This is a genomic window from Stutzerimonas kunmingensis, assembly GCF_002929225.1.
GTDB lineage: Bacteria > Pseudomonadota > Gammaproteobacteria > Pseudomonadales > Pseudomonadaceae > Stutzerimonas.
The window spans coordinates 744895-761184 of record NZ_PISM01000022.1; the positions used below are offsets into that span (position 1 = coordinate 744895).

Here is a 16290-nt window from a genome sequence, read left to right on the forward strand (position 1 = left end):
GCATGCTTTCCATCAAGCCGCCACGCTCCACGCTGAGCTGGCTCGGCCTGAAACTGCTGTCGATTACTCTGATCGCGCTGAGCCTTTCCGCCTGCTTCGAGGAGGCGCCGCAAGCAAACCCGCGGGCTAAGGACGTCACCGTGTCGACCGCCACCAACTTCGCCCGCGCGCTCGTTTCCAGCGACTTCACCGAGGCTCATGCTCTTCTCTCAACGCAGGCGCAGCAGCGATATTCCGCAGCGCAACTGCAGCAGGCTTATGCCGACATGACCTCCTACGGCGATGGGCCGGGCGCAGTGGATGGCCACGTCGAATTCATGGATGACTGGCCCGCCCGGCAATCGCAGGACATCGGTTGGGCCTACGTTTCGATTACCGGTGCAGGCTTCATCGAGGCCGTGACGGTAGTCGTCGCCGAGGAGAACGGCGCCGCAAAGATTCGCGAGATCGAATGGGGGCGTCCCTGACCTGCCCCGGTCAACGCAACCGTCTAGCGGCGAAGAACCGCTGCCTAGCGGCTGTCGTACGCTGCGTTCACCGGCTCACCCGCTGCATCACCTTGCACGAAGGGTCGCTGCTGTCTGTACTGGCTGGTCTAACCGTGCGCGGGCCGGAGCGCCTTGGGCAACCTCCGGCATCAGCGCCCTCATGGAGTGAAACGATGAAACCGACATTCCAGCCTGGCCGAAATATCGCGATGAAGGTGCCTGCCCACGAATACCAGCGGACGCTCGCGTTCTACCGCGAGACGCTCGCACTGGAAGAACTCACCCCGGCGGGCGCTGAAGGTGAGCACACGCCGCGCTTCGATTTCGGCGGCAAGGTGCTCTGGCTGGACTGCGTGCCGGGCATCAGCCAGGCGGAGATATGGCTGGAGGTCGTCACGGCTGACCTGGAAGGTGCTGCCGCCCACTTTGAGGAACACGCCTGCACCCGCCGGGACGAAATCGAACCGCTGCCGGAAGGCTTCAGGGCGTTCTGGATATCGAGCCCGGCCAATATCATCCATCTGGTTTCCGAAGGCACTGCGTCCTGACATACAGGCGGCATGATGACGAACGCTGCCTGTGATTCCGGGACTATGACGTGCATCCGCTTTTCGGAAATCGAACGGTACGTGCCTGCTCTGCCGGGACTCTATGAGATATACAAGGACGACGGCGCGGCGTTGAAGGTTGGAATCGGCGTCAACCTGCGCAAGCGGCTGATTCAGCACCGGAAGTCTCGCCAGAGCAGACTGATCCTCAGGGCTGGCGGTGACTGGAACAACCCTGCCGATGTCAGGAGCGCCCAGTCGATACTGGCTAAACATCTGTACTTTGCCGGCAGCATCGACGGATACGACCTCCGAGCGGAAGCGGGTCGGCAGACGTTTCTCGAGGAGCGTTGCTACATCCGCTTCCGTATTACTTCGAGCCGTGAGGAGGCGCGTTCGCTGGAACGTGTGCTGGAGACCGGCGGAGCCTTTCCTTTTCAGGGACGGGTGAATCCTGAGCGTTGAGCTCCGCCGGGTGGTGCCAGCAGTCGCCGCGCCTTCAAACCGCCTGCCTTTGCCGGTAGCCCTGCGCAACCTGCGCCAGCACCACCAGCGTCACGATGGGCAGCAGCCCGATGTTCACCGCCGCCCAGCCAGCCTGAGCGATCAACGCGCCAGAGGCGAAGGACATCACCGCGGCGACGCTGCCGTTGCTCAGTTCCATCAGGCCCTGTGCCCGGGCGCGCTCGCTTGCGGCATGGCCCTGGCCCAGCTGGGTGGTGCCGGCGACCAGCATCAGGTTCCAGCCGATGCCTAGCAGGCAGCTGCTGAGCAGGAAATGCCAGTGGCTGACGCCGAGCAGCGCGACCACCGCGCTGGCGATCAGCAATCCTCCACCCACACAGGCAACCAGCCGGCAGCCGAAGCGGTCCACCAGCGGCCCGGCGACGAATGCCGGGAGGAACATGCCGAGCATGTGCCACTGGATGACCTGACCGCTGGCCTGCAGATCCAGACCTTCGCCATGCATCGCCAGGGGCGTGGCGTTCATCACCAGGATCATCAGGCCGTGGCCGGCGGCGGTGGTCAGCACCGCGGCGCGAATGGTCGGCCGCGCCAGCAGTGTCTGCCAACTGACTGCTGGCAGGGCGGCCTGAACGCCGGGCGTTCCGCTGCTTGCCGGCAATCCAGCAAGCACCAGCACGCCCAGCGCCGCGAAGCTGGCGATCAACAGATAGGTGCCGGCGAATGGAACGCTGGCGAGATCACGCGCCATGTGACCGAGCGTGGGCGCGATCAGCGCGGCCAGCACGCCACCGCCGATCACGCAGGCGGTGGCGCGCCCTTTGAAGGCTTCGCTCACCGCTTCCAGCGCGGCGAAGCGGTAGTACATCGCCGAGGCCTGGTAGGCGCCGATGGGCAGAGCGCCGAGACAGAGCAGGGTGAAGCTGTCGAGCCAGAGCGACAGCGCGCTGATCAGTCCGCCCAACACGCCGGCCAACGCACCGATGAGAAAGCCGGCGCGCCGGCCGCGGCGCTGCATCAGCCCCGCCAGTGGTTGCAAGGCGAGCAGGCCGCCGAGCATCAGCAGGGCCAGCGGCAGGGTGGCGAGGCCCGCCGCTGGCGCCAGGCGCAGCCCGACGATGGAGGTGAAGATGATCCCGGTCATCGAGCAGGACCAGAACAGCGCCTGCGCGATGAACAGGCGCAGGACCTGAGGGTTGCTGAACAATAGGTGCATGGCGAGGCCCCTTGAGGGTGATGAGCGGGCACAGCGCTGCCTGGCGATACGCCGGGCAAGCTGTGAACGATGAGTGAGGTTCTGACGAAGCGTCAGCCGAAGCGCTGGTAGAAATCCCGCGGGCTGACCGACAGGTGCTTCTGAAAGCTGCGCCTGAGGTTTTCCGGATGGCCGAAACCGGTCAGCCGCGCCACCGTGGCGATCGAGGCCTGGGCGTCGAGCAGCAGGTTACGTGCGGCTTCCAGGCGCACCCGTTCGATGTATTGGCCCGGCCCCATGCCGGTTTCCTGGCTGAACAGGCGGCACAGGGTGCGCGGTGTCATATGCGCCTGGTCGGCCAGCGCCTCGATGGACAGGTCATCGCCCAGGTGCCCGGGAATCCATTCCAGCAGCGCGGCAAGACGCGCCACGCTGCCACTTGGCGCCGCCGGCATCGGGCTGAACTGGGTCTGCCCACCCGGCCGGCGCAGAAACATCACCAGCCGCTGAGCAACCGAAAGCGCCAACGCGCGGCCGAGATCGGCCTCGACCAACGCCAGCGCCAGGTCGATGCCCGCCGTGACGCCCGCTGAGCTGAACAGATGCGCCGCCTGCGGATCGGTCGGGTCGTAGGTGTGCAACCGGTCACCCTGCACCTCGATGGTCGGGTACGTGCCCAGCGCAGCGAGGTCCGTCCAGTGCGTGGTCGCCTTGCGTCCATCGAACAGCCCGGCCTCGGCCAGGATCAGCGCGCCGGAACAGACCGAGCCCAGGCGCCGCACCCTGGGTTCGGCGGCCCGCAGCCAGTCGAGCAGCGGTTGGTCGTGCTTCTGCGCATCCACGCCGACACCGCCCGGAACCAGCAAGGTATCCAGCGTGGCCGGATCGCACACGGCCCAGCTCGCATCCGCCACCAGCTTCAGCCCCGCCGAGGTGGCGACCGGGCCGACGCTGGCAGCGAGCAGCATCAGCTCGTAATGTCTCGGCAGGCCCTGACGCTGCCGCTCGACATTGGCCGAGGCGAACACCTGCATCGGGCCGGTGACATCGAGGCTCATCACATCCGGGTAGATCAGGCAGGCGACGGTACGGGTGGCGTCCATGGTGCAGCTCTCAGGGTGGATGCCTGCAGTCTGCTGCCGAGGCGCCGCTGTCGAAATGACAAGGTTCCCACGGATCTTGCCAATGCATATATTCCTGACTCAATGAAATCTAGATGTTGGCATTTATCGATATGGGGTCGACGATCGGTTTCTTGTCGCAGTTGCGGTATACCCGACTGCACAGCCCTCACGGGGCGGTACTCACATTCGGTGAGGCAGCCTCCATCATTTAATATCTAGAATTCACGATATCTAAATCTTACGTTATGAATCATAAAGCACTTTTTACTCCCGGCTCCCTTGGCTCCTTCACGCTACGTAACCGTATCGTGCTGCCACCACTGACACGCTCGCGCAGTTCGCAGCCGGGCAATATTCCGAACGCCGTAATGGCGACCTACTACCAGCAACGAGCCAGTGCAGGCTTCATGGTGACGGAAGGCATCCAGATCGAGCCGAGAGGGCAGGGATATGCCTGGACGCCCGGGATTCACAGCCCGGAACAGGTCGAAGGCTGGAAGGCCGTTACCCAGGCGGTGCATGACGAGGGCGGCGTGATTTTCGCCCAGCTCTGGCATGTCGGCCGTGTCTCGCACACCTCGCTGCAACCCGGCGGTGCGCAACCTGTTGCGCCGTCCGCCATTGCGGCGACCAACGTCAAAGTCTTTATCGAAACGGGACCGGGCGAGGGCGCGCTGGTCGAGCCCTCGATGCCGCGGGCGCTGTCCAATGCCGAAGTCAAAGAGCTGGTACAGCTCTATGCCGAGGCCGCACGCAACGCGATTGAAGCAGGCTTCGATGGCGTCGAGATTCACTGCGCCAACGGCTACCTGGTCAACCAGTTCATTTCCGCCCACACCAATCGCAGGACTGACGAATACGGCGGTTCGCTGCAGAACCGACTGCGTTTTCTGCGCGAAGCGGTCCAGGCGATAGCCGACGCCATAGGTGCCGAGCGCGTGGGGGTTCGCTTTGCGCCGCTGTTCGCCAGTACGGATGAGGAGCGCGTCTACCTTGGCCTGGTGGAGCAAGACCCGCATGAGACCTACATCGAAGCGGTGAAGATTCTGCAAACCATCGGCGTCGCGTACGTATCACTGGCCGAGGCCGATTGGGACACCGCGCCCGAACTGCCCAGCAGTTTCAGAGAGGCGGTTCGTGCGGCGTTCAACGGCGCGATCATCTACGCAGGCAAGTACACCCCGGAGCGCGCCACCGCGGCGATCGAAGCCGGTTGGGCGGATCTGATCGCCTTCGGCCGTCCGTTCATTGCCAACCCGGACCTGCCGGCGCGCATTGCCCGTGGCTGGCCTATGAACCCGCTGGATGCCAGCAGCATGTACGGCGGCACCGAAAAGGGTTACATCGACTACCCGGTGTACGCGCACTGAGTCGGCGTGCGTGCACGGCCGTGGCGTGCACGCAGCCAGCACCGACAAAGTATCGTAAGATCGCGAAAACCCATTACCTGGCGCGGATATGAGCATAGACATCAATGAAGCGCTGAAGGCCCTGGATAACCCCACACGCCTGGCCATTCTTACCCTGCTGAAGGACCCGAAGACCAACTTCCCCGAGCAGGAAGCCGATCCCGAACAGCTGGGTGTCTGCGTCAGCATCATCCAGGAGCGTGTGGGGTTGTCGCAGTCCACCGTTTCGAATTACCTGGCGGCGCTCCAGCGCGCGCAGTTGGTGACGTCGCAGCGTATCGGTCCCTGGACCTACTACAAGCGAAACGAAGAGAAGATCGCTCAGCTGCTCGAGGCACTCAGCAAAGCCATCTGAGCAGGCTGTGAACTGCGTGTCGCTGGCGTCAGCAGCATGTGAGCCGATCGTTTTTTCTGCCGGACGTGACGGGTCGCTCGCAATGGGGCGCAGTTATCGACTGACCTTGCTCGCCCGATATCGCCCCGGCGTCATGCCGACCACCGTCTTGAAGTCATGAATGAAGTGCGCCTGATCGCTGTATCCGCAGGCCAGGGCGGTGTCCAGTAACGGCTGGCCGGCGCGCAGCTGGTTGCGCACCAGCGCCACGCGCTGGATGCGGCTGAACTGCTTGGGTGTCATTCCTACATGATGGCGGAACAGGCGCTCCAGTTGGCGCTGGCCGAGCGGTACGGACTGGAGGAGGTCGGCCAGGCGTGCACGGCCCTCGGTCGCGGTGATCTCCGACAGTAGCTGTTGCACTGGGAAGCGTCGCTCCTGAGTCGCCTGCAGACGTTTCATCAATTCCTGCTCTACCAGCAGCTGCTGCGCCTCGCGGCTCAGCTCGGCCAGTTGGTCGACCATTCCGGCAAACCCCAGTCGCTGCCAGTCGGAGCTATGAAAGCCCGCCAGCTCATCCAGGCTGATGCCAAAGAACGCCGCGCCCATCCCAGGGCGAAAGCGCACGCCCATCAGTCTCACCTGCCCAGCCAGTTGCAATCGCGAACTGGCAAGCTGCGGCCCGGCGATCAATGCACGCGGCTTGTGCAGATGACCATCGAAGGCCAGCGGGTCGGCGAAATTGAAGATGACCCCACAGGCGCCGTCCGGATGCAGCATCTGCTCGTCGTACACCGTGGCGGCGTCACCCTCCAGCCACCAGAAGCGCTGCACGTAGGCAGCCAGTGCTGGCGCAGGCGGGCGAGTCAGGAAGCCATTGATTTGTGGCAGTCGTTCGTGCAGGACGGACATGGAAGGCGGCGTTCGAAGATGTCGAAAATCTACAATAGCTCAGCTCGGCGGCTGCGTAGCCTTGGCTGCACATTCAAACCGAGGAGTGACCACCATGCGCATGAACTACCAGGCCGCCGCCCCCGATGTGATGACCGCCATGATCGGGCTGGAAACCTACCTGGCGCGGCAGAGTCGCCGCGAGGACGGCGTCGACAAACCGCTGATGGAGCTGGTCAAGATCCGCGTCTCGCAGATCAACGGGTGCGCCTACTGCCTTGACATGCACACCAAGGACGCCCGCGCCCTCGGCGAAACCGAGCAGCGCATCTATGCCCTGAGCGCCTGGCGCGAAACCCCGTTCTTTACCGACCGCGAACGCGCCGCGCTGGCCTGGGCCGAGGCCAACACCCTGTTGCCCCAGGGCGTTTCGCAACAGCTGTTCGAGGAGGTGCGTGAGTATTTTTCCGAAGCCCAGCTCGCCAACCTGACCCTGGCCATCGCCACCATCAACGCCTGGAACCGCTTTGGCGTGTCCTTCGCGCCGGTGCCAGGCAGCTACCAGCCGGGATAGGGCGGATGCCTGCCGCCACTCGGCCGGAAGGTCGGGCGGTCAGGGCTTGATCTGCTGGTTGCCCATGGCGCAGAAGCTCTGTGCCTGCCGGGCAGCCGGCAGCGCGCGCAGCCGGCTCATGCATTGGGCCTGGCTTGGCGTCCGTTCCACGCTGAGCATCGCGTTCTCGTCGACAGCGATCAGGTAGGGCTGGTTGTAGCGCGGGCCATCGTGCCAGCTGCTGAACTGCAGATCGCTGAAGGCGCAGCGATAATGCATGTGGCCGGCGAAGCCCTTGAAAAGATCGTTCCGGAAGATGTGATGGTATTTCTGCCAGTCACGGGCGCGCTGGCCCTCGCGTACCGCTTCGCGGCAACCCTCCAGTTCGGTGATATCCGGCTCATGTAGAAACGCGCTCTGCGCCAGGCTGGTGCCGTCCAGCTGTACCGTGGCGACCAGATAGACCCGCTGTTCGGCCGCCTGTGCCGTGAGCGCCATCAGCAAACCCAGCGTCAACATCCCTGTTCTGATCAATCTGCAATGCTCCTGAAGGGCCGTTTCGTCGAGGACCGCACCCTAGCCGAGGAGCGCGTCGGGAAACAAGCGTGCGAGTTGCCGGAAAAGGGCGCCGATCGAGGGGATGAACTCCATTGTCGGCTGCTGTCGAAATCAGTGTGTCCAGCGCGTTCGTTCATACGGGGAAATGAAATGTTGCAAGCCCATCGCGGCATCCGGCTAACGCTCGGCGGCTTTGCTGTAAATTGGCCTGCCATTGGCAATGAAACCTCCCGTACATGACCCTCCTGATAGCGTTCGCTGTCTTATCCATCCTCGTTTCATTCATCTGTTCGATCCTCGAAGCCGCACTGCTCTCGCTGACACCGAGCTTTATCGCGCACCAGAAGACGACCCGTCCGAAGCTGTACGAGCGCCTGAAAGAACTGAAAGACAAGGTCGACCAGCCACTCGCGGCCATCCTGACCTTGAATACCGTCGCCCACACCGTTGGCGCGACCGGTGTCGGTGCGCAGGTCACCGTGGTATTCGGCAACGGCTATGTCGGTATCGCCTCGGCGGTGATGACGGTGCTGATCCTGGTGCTTTCGGAAATCCTGCCCAAGACCATCGGTGCCCGTTACTGGCGCACGCTGGCGCCTTACCTGCCGCCTTTGCTGACCGGCATGATCCTGGTGCTCAAGCCCTTCATCTACCTGTCCGACATGATCATGCGGCTGGTCGGTGGCAAGGAGCCAGAGCACGACATCCGCCAGGAGATCAAGGCGTTGACGGTGCTTGGTCGCGAGAACAAGAGCCTCGACGAGGACGAGCAGCGCGTCATCAGGAACATCCTCGACCTGCACGAGATCAAGGTCCGTGACGTCATGACACCGCGCACGGTTTGCGACTACACGTCGCCGGAGACCAGCATCGGTGCATTCAAGGAGCAGGTTGCCGACAGCCAGTTCTCGCGCTACCCGGTGATCGGCGACAACGAGAGCCCGCTGGGTGTGGTGTTCCGCTATGACGCCCTGTCAGCGACCGATGACGAAGCGCCGGTCTCGACGATCATGAAGCCGATGAAGGTCGCGCCGGAAATGACCAGCGTCGAGAACCTCATGACCCAGCTGCTGCACGAGCGCCAGCACATGTGCCTGGTCTATGACGAGTTCGGCAGCTGGCGCGGCCTGGTGACACTGGAAGACATCATGGAAACCATCATCGGCCAGCCGATCATGGACGAAACGGACGACATCCCGAACATGCGCCGCTTCGCCAAGCGCCGCTGGGATCACCGTATCAAGCGCGCCCGCGACAGCTGACCGAGCATGCGGAGCGGGTCTGCCGCTCCGCATGAAGCTGCCGGATCTCAGCGCTTGACCGTCCCGAACCGCATGAAACGCGTCTCGCCGCTGGCATCCTCGACCCCGTCGTTATCGGTGACGACGAACAGACGCCCCTGCTTGTCGACCGCCGCACCTTCGACCTTGTCCAGCACCCAGCCACCGGTGCTCTTCAGATCAGGTAGCAGATCGCGCTCCAGACGCTTGCTTGCGAGCGGGAAGCGCTGACCTTCAGCGGCGGGCTGCAGGCCATTCAGGTCGATGCGGTACAGGCGCTTGATCTGTGCCGCCGGGCCCTGCTGGTTGTCGCGCTCGATCACCAGAAACTGGCCGTTGCCGATTGACGTGAGCTCGGACAATCCGACCCAGCCGCCCTCGGCTGCGGCGTCGAGCGGGTAGTGGATGAAGCCCCATTCACTAGTGCCCGGGTTGAACACGCCGATGCGCACCCGCCCGGCGGGGTCGTTCTTCCACTCGCGTTGAAAGGCCACGTAGACGCGGGTGCTGGCGCCTTCGCCGACCACCGCGACGCCCTCGAAACCGTTGCTGGTCTGCTGGGCGGCGACTTCCGCGGGCAGGGCGAACTCGTCCAGTACTTCGCCCCTGGCGTTGGCGTGGATCAGCAGGTTCGGCCTGGCCTTGCCGTTACCTTCCGAAGCCAGCCAGAAATCGCCATTGCTGGCCTGGGCGATGCCTTCCAGATCGTAGTCGACGCTCGTGCCAGCCTTGCGCAGTTCGATCTGGCGGTCGATCAGTGCCGGTGTCTGGCTGGTGTCGATGCTGAAGATCCGCGACGCCTTGTAGTAGCTGTCCGGCACCGCATAGAGGCGGTCGGACTGGCTGCGGTCCGCGACCAGACCGCTCAGCGCGCCCCAGGAGATCAGGTCGCGATCAGTGGAGCGGATCTCCGGGTAAGGTGCGGTCTTGGCACCGTACTGGTAGATCGAGAGCGTCGACCGGTAGCCGTCCTCGGCCGAGTCTTCTTCACTGCTGACCACCAGCAGGTTGCGCGACGGGATCGGCAGGATTCCCTCCGGCCCCAAGCCCGTAGGTAGCAACTGATGCATCACCGGCGCCCAGGGGCGAGCCACGTCGTAGACGGCGACCGCATTGCCGCGCTCGCTGCCGACGAACAGCAGGCTGTGCTTGCGGAAACGCGCCGCGGCGATGCCTTCCGGCTCGATGCCCTTGTTCTCCGAGCGGTTTTCCGGGTAGTGCCCGGCGCGGATGAAGGCGTGTTCCAGCGAGGCGCCGGCCTCGTGCCAGACGTGGCCGTTGTAGTCGAACAGGGTGAAGCTGCGGCTGCCGCCTTCCGCGCCTTCGGCATCCTCGTAGTCGCCCTCGTTGGCGGTCGCCAGCAGCGGCCCGACCCAGGCGATCGAATCCGGCTCGCGACGCTTGCCAGCGAGCACGCCGACCGGTTCGATGCGGTCGTTCTCCTCGACGTCCACACCTTGCAGATCCACCTGGCCGGCGCTGAAGTGGCGCATCACCCGGCCACGACGCAGGTCGACCAGCACGATGTGGTTGTTTTCCTGCAGGGTGACGGCGGCCACGTCCTGGTCGTTGATGCTGACGTACTCAGGCTCCGGATCACCCGGCGCGACCTCGGCCAGGCCGGTCAGGTCGACGTCCCGCGTGCGCCAGCGCGACGGCTGACCCTTGAGGTCGACGATGCGCAGAAAGCCGGCCGGCAGCTGTGGGATCAGCCCGTCGTTGAGGTCCTCGTCGCGCTCGTTCTCGATCGCCACCGCGGCATAGCGGCCCCGCGGGCTGATGGCGATGGAATCCGGCTGGCCACCCATGGGCAGCGTGGCGACGCGTTTGGGTTGCGCCGGATTGCGAATGTCGAACACCGCCAGCACACCATCGGGCTGGGTGAAGCCGAGCGAGGTGTTCACCGCGACCAGCGCGTAGTGGCGATGTACGGCGACCGAGGTCGGCTCGCCTTCCAGCTGGATAAAGCCTGCCGGCTGCGGCGCTTTCGGATCGCGAATGTCCACCAGGCCGATGCGCTCGCCAGGGCTGTCGGTGTAGATCAGCGTGCGGCCGTCGCGACTCACCGCGGTGATCTCGGCGACGGTCTGCCGGGTGGCATCCTCATCGGCACCCAGGTTGCGAAAGATCGGGAAGGTCGCGACCCGCTCGAAGTAGTCTGCGGCGCGGAGAGGTGCCGCCTGCGAGGCCAGCGGCAACAAGGCCAAGGACAGGGCAGTGGACAATACGGTGCGGGTCAGGCGGGTCGGAGTTCTCATGCGGGCCTCGGCGGTCAGTGTGGGGGACAGCCAGAACACGCTAGGGCCGGATTGTTACGTGGCGGTGACGGCGAGGAGGCCAAGCATTGCGAGAGGAGATGCGGGGGCATCGGTTCTGCGTTGCCGGCGCGTTGGTCATGGCCCCCGCTGGCAGGCGGATACCCGTGCAGGCTCAATCGACGGTCGGCACCGCTTCGTACAGCTCCAGCGGCAGGCCGTCCGGGTCCGCGAAGAAGGTGAATCGGCGACCGGTGTACTCATCCAGCCGAATCGCTTCCACCGCAACGCCGTGATGCTCCAGCCATGCCTTGCACTGCGCGACGTCGTCCACCGCAAACGCCAGATGCCGCAATCCCTGCGCCTCCGGTCGTGAAGGGCGCGGCGGCGCATCGGGAAAGGAAAACAGCTCGAGCTGAGCGCCATCCGGCAGCGCGAGGTCGAGCTTGTAGGAGCGACGCGCCTCGCGGTAATGCTCGGCAATCACCGTCAGCCCCAGCGTCTCGGTATAGAAGCGCTTCGATACGACATAGTCCGAGCAAATGATCGCGACGTGGTGGATGGAGCGGAGCATGCGCAAGGTCCAGCGGGAATGGTCGGGTAGAGACTGTCAGGAAAGGCGCGCGTTCGACGAGCCGGATCGCTACATCTCGTTCGGTTCTCTGTCCTGGAGGCCCAGCGCAGTCACCGTCGCTAGAATCAGCCCCATGCCCAGAATCTGTAGCGCTGCCAGACTCTCATCCAGTACCACGACGCCGAAGAGCGAAGCGGTTACCGGCTCGACCATCGCCACGATGGACGCCACAGCCGGTGCGGTATGTCTGAGCCCGACGATGTAGAGAATGAAGGACAGCCCTGCGCCGACCACACCCAGAACGATGAACAGTGGCCAACTCGGGGCGCCTGGCACCGCCGCTGCCTGTTGCGCGTCGCTCATCGAGGCGAGTATGCCAACGAGCACCGCGAACGCTATGACGAGAATCGCCTGAGGACTGCCGTGGGGCGCCGCGTACTTGAACGCAAAAATAAAAGCAGCATAGGACAAACCGGATAGCAGGCCGGCTCCGACTGCCACGAGCGTAATGTCGCTCGCGCCGACGTCATGGATACCGGTCAGCAAGATGACGCCGAGCATCACCGTTGCGATTGCTGCCCATTTGAACAGCGTCGGCCTTTCGAGTCCGAACGCGAAGGATGCCAGGTAGACGAACACCGGCGCTGAGTACATCAGGGTCGCTGCCACCGCAACGCTGCCCTCGGCGATGCTCAAGAAGTAAAAAGAGAAGTTGCCCGCCACGCCGATGCCGGCGATTACCGACCAGAACCACAGCCTGTGGCTCGTCATTCCACTGCCGGCTGGGCGTAATGCCAGCCAGATGAACACGCACACGAGGCCGATCAGGCCCCGGTAGAGCGAGACTACGGTGGGACTCCAGCCCTCGCTGATGAGGATGCCGCCTATCCCACCCGATAGTCCCCAGCAAAGTGCCGCAAGCACCACCAATAGCGCACCCAGGCTTGCCGGTTTCCCCTGAGTTCTTCCATTTGTTCGCGGCGAGCGCTGCGCCATAAGGTCATCCTATGCCTTCAAGAAAGCCGCAAGGGACCAACCTGCAGCGCCCGTAGGGGCGCATGACGAGCAGCCGGTAACCGCGCGGTCACCGGCCTGCTACTCGTCACTGGTTGCGCGTCACCCGCCAGACCACATTGGCCAGGTCGTCCGCGACGATCAGCGCACCGCTCGGGTCGACGGTCACGCCAACCGGGCGGCCGCGGGTTTTGCCGTCCTTGCGGAAGCCGGTCATGAAGTCGATGGGTTCGCCTGCCGGGCGGCCGTCGCGGAACGGTACGAAGACCACCTTGTAGCCGGACGGATCTTCCCGGTTCCAGCTGCCGTGCTCGCCGACGAATGCGCCTTCGGCGAATTGCTCGCCCATGACGTCCGAGGAAAAGTCCAGGCCCAGCGCGGCGACGTGGGCGCCCAGTGCGTAGTCTGGCGTGATCGCCTGCTTGACCTTGTCCGGGTCCTGCGGGCGGACGCGGTCGTCGACGTTCTGGCCCCAGTAGCTGTAGGGCCAGCCATAGAAGCCGCCCTCCTGCACCGAGGTCAGGTAGTCCGGCACCAGGTCTTCGCCCAGCTCGTCGCGTTCGTTGACCACCGACCACAGCTGGTCGGTGCCGGGCAGTATTGCGAGGGCCGTGGGGTTACGCAGGCCGGTTGCGTAGGGCTTGTAGGCGCCGGTTTCGGTGTTGATCTGCCAGACCAGGGCGCGGTCGACCTCGGCTTCCATCCCGCGCTCGGTGATGTTGCTGTTCGAGCCGATGCCGACGTAGAGATACCGACCGTCGGGACTGATGGTCATCGCCTTGGTCCAGTGGTGGTTGATCTCCGAGGGCAGGTCGACGACCTTGGTCGGCGGGCCGCTGGCTTCGGTCTGGCCTTCTTCGTACTCGAAGCGCACCAGTTCATCCTGGTTGGCGACATACAGATTGCCGTCGTGGAAGGCCAGCCCGTAGGGTGCATTGAGGTCTTCGGCGAAGACGTTCTGCATTTCGTAGCGGCCGTCGCCATCGGCATCTCTCAGCAGGGTCAGCCGGTTACCGCTTTTGACCGACGTGTTGCCCTGCGCCTTGATGTAACCGGCGATCACGTCTTTCGGTTTCAGCTTGGCCGCATTGCCGCCACGACCTTCGGCCACAAGGATGTCGCCGTTGGGCAGCACCAGGGTCTGGCGCGGGATCTGCAGGTCGGTGGCTATCGCCGTCACGCTGTAGTTCTCCGGTACCGTGGGGGTCGCATCGCCCCAGGGCGTCGGCTCGGCGATCTTCATGCTGGGCAGCATTCCGCGGTCGGGTTCCGGCAGTTTGGGGTCGGCGCCATACAGGCTGGCGGCGTCCTGCTCATCGCCACCGCAGGCGCTAAGGAACAACGCGATGGTCAGTGCGGAGAGTGCATTGGCGTGCTTCATGCCTCACCTCCGTCACGCAGGTTGGAAAGGCCGATCCACGCGGCGGCGCAGGCCAGCAGAGTGACGATCACCGACAGCACCAGGCCGGCCGGCATGACCGCCCAAGCGTCCTTGGCGTGCTGCAGGGCATTGATGAAACCGACTACCCAGGTCGCCACGAGCACCAGCAGATAGATCAGCGGTCGCCCTGTCCTGTGCCTGGCCTTGATCAGGTTGACGACCGCGAACAGGATTGCCAGCCCGCAGAACACCAGGCCGCCGGCGATCAGCCAGGAGGCGAAGTTGCTCCATTGAATCTGGTAGCTGCGAAAGTAGGCGACGTCGCTCAGCAGTGCGCCGAGAAACAACGGCACGCTCCCGGCCAGTAGGATCGAGTGCAGCGGATGCGGCACGTGGCGGGAAACGCTGTGAGTGGTTTCTGTGGTGCGGTGGGTGATGACGGTCACAAGGAACTCCTCATTGCTTTCGACCAGCCCTGCGCGGCGCGGATCGCTCTGAAGGTGCTTAAGAGGGGATCGTGCTGTGCGACCGTTAGTTCACTCATATCGCCGAGCGGCGCGCAGCTCTCGGCCATCGCTGCTCGCGCCCATTTTTCGTGCCTCGCGCACAAACCAAGTGCTCTGAACCGGACCATTTGATCCGTTTTGCCCTGGTCAAATCGCTAAGCCACTGATCTGTAAGCGAATCGATCCGGTGGCACGCTTTCTGCTCTCTCCTAGAAAGTCGCCCGTGTGCAAAAGGGCGGCAGCGTCACGCATACAGAGAAGCGCCCGCGCCATCGGCGACGCGCTCAGGTTCAGCCTTGCGTCAGAGGAGTGCGTCACCCATGACTCTGCAATACGTTCCGATCATCGACCTGGCGCCGTACTTTGCCGGTACACCGGAGGGCAAAGCCCAGGTGGCCAAAGCCGTGGACCAGGCCTGTCGCGACATCGGCTTTCTGGTCATCACTAATCACCAGATCCCCACCGAACTGATCGAGCGCGTGTCGCGGCTGACGCGGCAGTTCTTCGCCTTGCCGTTGCCGGAAAAGCGCAAGGTCGACCGGCCCAGCCCGGAAATGGTGCGCGGCTACAGCGCCATCGCCGAAGAGAGCCTGTCGTATTCGATGGAGGAGGCCGCGCCTGGCGATCTCAAGGAATCCTTTTCCATCGGGCCCAGCGATGTGCCGGATGAGCACTACTACCGTTGCCCCGCAGCCGGCCCGCATTTCGCGCCGAACGTATGGCCCACCGGCATCGAAGGCTTCGAGCAGACCTATCGCGAGTACTTCGCTGCAATGAGCGAGCTTTCGCAGTCGCTGATGCGCATCTTCGCCCTGGCGCTGGAGCTGCCGGAAACCTTCTTCGACGACAAGATCGACAAGCACATCAGCATGTTCCGCAGCCTCAGCTACCCGGACGTGAAGGGCGCGGTCGAACCCGGACAGTTGCGCGCCAGTGCCCACACCGATTACGGCAGCCTGACCATCGTCAAGCCGGACAACGCGCTGGGCGGTTTGCAGGCACGCAACCGTCAGGGCGAATGGGTGGACGTGCCCTACGTTGAGAACGGCTTCGCCGTGAACATAGGCGACCTGATGATGCAGTGGACCAACGATCAGTGGATTTCCACGCTGCATCGGGTGGTCAACCCGCCCGAGGACAGCCCCGCCGACAACGGCCGCCAGTCACTGGTGTTCTTCCACCAGCCCAACTACGACGCGCTGATCGAGTGCCTGCCGGGATGCCTGAGCGAGGGCGAATCGCCACGCCACGCGCCGGTCACCTCCGGCGACAACCTGCTCTCCAAGTTCGTCAAGCAGACCACCTTCGGCAAAGGCCTGGAGGTCGCATGAGCACGCTGTCCTACGTCAACGTCTTTGCCCGCGACATCGAGGCGCTGAGCGGTTTCTACCGCGAGCTGTTCGGCTTCAGGAACATCCCCGAGATCGCCTCACCGATCTTTCGCGGGCTGGATACCGGCAAGAGTTGCATCGGCTTCAACGCGCAGGACGCTTACGAACTGCTGCATCTGGATGAGTACGCCGACACGCGCGGCTGCAAGTTCCTGCTGAACATCGATGTCGACTCGAAAGACGAGGTCGACCGCCTGGTGCCCGTTGCCGTCGCCATGGGCGCGACGCTGATCAAGGCACCCTACGAGACCTATTACCACTGGTATCAGGCGGTGCTGCTGGACCCGGAAAACAACGTGTTTCGCATCAACCACATGCTTTGAC

The 16290-nt window shown here is 63.9% G+C and carries 18 protein-coding genes; 9 read left to right on the forward strand and 9 right to left on the reverse strand.

Annotated elements, in window-relative coordinates:
* Positions 1-2 precede the first annotated feature (2 nt).
* The 3 genes from CW305_RS22620 to CW305_RS22630 all read left to right on the forward strand — a co-directional run bounded on the left by CW305_RS22620 (position 3) and on the right by CW305_RS22630 (position 1501).
* Entirely contained in the window at positions 3-467 is a 465-nt protein-coding gene (locus CW305_RS22620; protein WP_042927160.1) for a hypothetical protein, read from the forward strand.
* Positions 468-661: 194 nt separating this feature from the next.
* On the forward strand, positions 662-1036 hold the full coding sequence (locus tag CW305_RS22625; RefSeq protein ID WP_014819108.1) for a VOC family protein: 375 nt from the start codon (positions 662-664) through the stop codon (positions 1034-1036).
* 15 nt (positions 1037-1051) lie between these two features.
* Positions 1052-1501 carry a GIY-YIG nuclease family protein gene (locus CW305_RS22630; RefSeq protein WP_245891019.1) on the forward strand — a complete coding sequence of 150 codons (450 nt, stop codon included), beginning with the start codon at positions 1052-1054 and terminating at the stop codon, positions 1499-1501.
* Positions 1502-1535: 34 nt separating this feature from the next.
* Here CW305_RS22630 and CW305_RS22635 read toward each other — a convergent pair whose 3' ends face one another.
* Entirely contained in the window at positions 1536-2717 is a 1182-nt protein-coding gene (locus CW305_RS22635; RefSeq protein ID WP_104099054.1) for an MFS transporter, read from the reverse strand.
* 92 nt (positions 2718-2809) lie between these two features.
* A complete protein-coding gene (locus CW305_RS22640; protein ID WP_104099055.1) occupies positions 2810-3799 on the reverse strand; it encodes a GlxA family transcriptional regulator in 990 nt (329 codons plus the stop codon).
* 266 nt (positions 3800-4065) lie between these two features.
* Here CW305_RS22640 and CW305_RS22645 point away from each other — a divergent pair, with 266 nt between their 5' ends.
* Both CW305_RS22645 and CW305_RS22650 read left to right on the forward strand, forming a co-directional pair.
* Positions 4066-5190, forward strand: a complete 1125-nt coding sequence (locus CW305_RS22645; protein ID WP_104099056.1) for an alkene reductase — start codon at positions 4066-4068, stop codon at positions 5188-5190.
* An 88-nt stretch (positions 5191-5278) separates the two neighbouring features.
* Positions 5279-5584, forward strand: coding sequence for an ArsR/SmtB family transcription factor (locus tag CW305_RS22650; RefSeq protein WP_104099057.1), 306 nt, complete (start codon positions 5279-5281; stop codon positions 5582-5584).
* A gap of 93 nt (positions 5585-5677) precedes the next feature.
* Here the strand turns inward: CW305_RS22650 and CW305_RS22655 are convergent, their stop codons facing one another.
* Positions 5678-6475, reverse strand: a complete 798-nt coding sequence (locus CW305_RS22655) for a helix-turn-helix transcriptional regulator (protein ID WP_104099058.1) — start codon at positions 6473-6475, stop codon at positions 5678-5680.
* A gap of 94 nt (positions 6476-6569) precedes the next feature.
* Between CW305_RS22655 and CW305_RS22660 the strand changes: the two genes are divergently transcribed.
* Entirely contained in the window at positions 6570-7028 is a 459-nt protein-coding gene (locus CW305_RS22660; RefSeq protein ID WP_015275696.1) for a carboxymuconolactone decarboxylase family protein, read from the forward strand.
* A 39-nt stretch (positions 7029-7067) separates the two neighbouring features.
* Here CW305_RS22660 and CW305_RS22665 read toward each other — a convergent pair whose 3' ends face one another.
* Positions 7068-7526, reverse strand: coding sequence for a hypothetical protein (locus CW305_RS22665; protein WP_101275112.1), 459 nt, complete (start codon positions 7524-7526; stop codon positions 7068-7070).
* A 275-nt stretch (positions 7527-7801) separates the two neighbouring features.
* On the opposite strand from CW305_RS22665, the gene CW305_RS22670 reads away from it, so the two are divergent.
* The gene (locus CW305_RS22670; RefSeq protein ID WP_104099059.1) at positions 7802-8827 is read left to right on the forward strand and encodes a CNNM domain-containing protein; all 1026 of its coding nucleotides are present in this window, start codon (positions 7802-7804) and stop codon (positions 8825-8827) included.
* Between the two features lie 47 nt (positions 8828-8874).
* On the opposite strand, the gene CW305_RS22675 is transcribed toward CW305_RS22670, so the two are convergent.
* The 5 genes from CW305_RS22675 to CW305_RS22695 form a co-directional block, all read right to left on the reverse strand.
* Entirely contained in the window at positions 8875-11103 is a 2229-nt protein-coding gene (locus CW305_RS22675; protein WP_104099060.1) for an esterase-like activity of phytase family protein, read from the reverse strand.
* Between the two features lie 172 nt (positions 11104-11275).
* A complete protein-coding gene (gene gloA2, locus CW305_RS22680; protein ID WP_104099061.1) occupies positions 11276-11674 on the reverse strand; it encodes an SMU1112c/YaeR family gloxylase I-like metalloprotein in 399 nt (132 codons plus the stop codon).
* Between the two features lie 69 nt (positions 11675-11743).
* Positions 11744-12670 (reverse strand): DMT family transporter, encoded by a 927-nt coding sequence (locus CW305_RS22685; protein ID WP_104099062.1) that lies wholly within the window; start codon positions 12668-12670, stop codon positions 11744-11746.
* Between the two features lie 106 nt (positions 12671-12776).
* A complete protein-coding gene (locus CW305_RS22690; protein ID WP_104099063.1) occupies positions 12777-14069 on the reverse strand; it encodes a PQQ-dependent sugar dehydrogenase in 1293 nt (430 codons plus the stop codon).
* Positions 14066-14515 carry a DUF2231 domain-containing protein gene (locus tag CW305_RS22695; RefSeq protein ID WP_042927148.1) on the reverse strand — a complete coding sequence of 150 codons (450 nt, stop codon included), beginning with the start codon at positions 14513-14515 and terminating at the stop codon, positions 14066-14068. Before CW305_RS22695 ends, CW305_RS22690 begins: the two co-directional genes overlap by 4 nt.
* A gap of 380 nt (positions 14516-14895) precedes the next feature.
* On the opposite strand from CW305_RS22695, the gene CW305_RS22700 reads away from it, so the two are divergent.
* Together CW305_RS22700 and CW305_RS22705 are read left to right on the forward strand one after the other, a co-directional pair.
* Positions 14896-15906, forward strand: a complete 1011-nt coding sequence (locus tag CW305_RS22700; protein WP_104099064.1) for an isopenicillin N synthase family dioxygenase — start codon at positions 14896-14898, stop codon at positions 15904-15906.
* On the forward strand, positions 15903-16289 hold the full coding sequence (locus CW305_RS22705) for a VOC family protein (RefSeq protein ID WP_104099065.1): 387 nt from the start codon (positions 15903-15905) through the stop codon (positions 16287-16289). The genes CW305_RS22700 and CW305_RS22705 overlap by 4 nt, the downstream gene beginning before the upstream one ends.
* Position 16290: the final 1 nt, after the last annotated feature.

What these genes read in the sequence shown, in the direction of transcription:
- CW305_RS22620 (WP_042927160.1), top strand. Translation starts at nt 3, where the DNA reads ATGCTTTCCATCAAGCCGCCACGCTCCACGCTGAGCTGGCTCGGCCTG.
- CW305_RS22700 (WP_104099064.1), top strand. Translation starts at nt 14,896, where the DNA reads ATGACTCTGCAATACGTTCCGATCATCGACCTGGCGCCGTACTTTGCC.
- CW305_RS22670 (WP_104099059.1), top strand. Translation starts at nt 7,802, where the DNA reads ATGACCCTCCTGATAGCGTTCGCTGTCTTATCCATCCTCGTTTCATTC.
- CW305_RS22675 (WP_104099060.1), bottom strand. Translation starts at nt 11,103, where the DNA reads ATGAGAACTCCGACCCGCCTGACCCGCACCGTATTGTCCACTGCCCTG.
- CW305_RS22705 (WP_104099065.1), top strand. Translation starts at nt 15,903, where the DNA reads ATGAGCACGCTGTCCTACGTCAACGTCTTTGCCCGCGACATCGAGGCG.
- CW305_RS22660 (WP_015275696.1), top strand. Translation starts at nt 6,570, where the DNA reads ATGCGCATGAACTACCAGGCCGCCGCCCCCGATGTGATGACCGCCATG.
- CW305_RS22635 (WP_104099054.1), bottom strand. Translation starts at nt 2,717, where the DNA reads ATGCACCTATTGTTCAGCAACCCTCAGGTCCTGCGCCTGTTCATCGCG.
- CW305_RS22645 (WP_104099056.1), top strand. Translation starts at nt 4,066, where the DNA reads ATGAATCATAAAGCACTTTTTACTCCCGGCTCCCTTGGCTCCTTCACG.
- CW305_RS22630 (WP_245891019.1), top strand. Translation starts at nt 1,052, where the DNA reads ATGACGAACGCTGCCTGTGATTCCGGGACTATGACGTGCATCCGCTTT.
- CW305_RS22690 (WP_104099063.1), bottom strand. Translation starts at nt 14,069, where the DNA reads ATGAAGCACGCCAATGCACTCTCCGCACTGACCATCGCGTTGTTCCTT.
- CW305_RS22640 (WP_104099055.1), bottom strand. Translation starts at nt 3,799, where the DNA reads ATGGACGCCACCCGTACCGTCGCCTGCCTGATCTACCCGGATGTGATG.
- CW305_RS22625 (WP_014819108.1), top strand. Translation starts at nt 662, where the DNA reads ATGAAACCGACATTCCAGCCTGGCCGAAATATCGCGATGAAGGTGCCT.
- gloA2 (WP_104099061.1), bottom strand. Translation starts at nt 11,674, where the DNA reads ATGCTCCGCTCCATCCACCACGTCGCGATCATTTGCTCGGACTATGTC.
- CW305_RS22650 (WP_104099057.1), top strand. Translation starts at nt 5,279, where the DNA reads ATGAGCATAGACATCAATGAAGCGCTGAAGGCCCTGGATAACCCCACA.
- CW305_RS22655 (WP_104099058.1), bottom strand. Translation starts at nt 6,475, where the DNA reads ATGTCCGTCCTGCACGAACGACTGCCACAAATCAATGGCTTCCTGACT.
- CW305_RS22665 (WP_101275112.1), bottom strand. Translation starts at nt 7,526, where the DNA reads ATGTTGACGCTGGGTTTGCTGATGGCGCTCACGGCACAGGCGGCCGAA.
- CW305_RS22685 (WP_104099062.1), bottom strand. Translation starts at nt 12,670, where the DNA reads ATGGCGCAGCGCTCGCCGCGAACAAATGGAAGAACTCAGGGGAAACCG.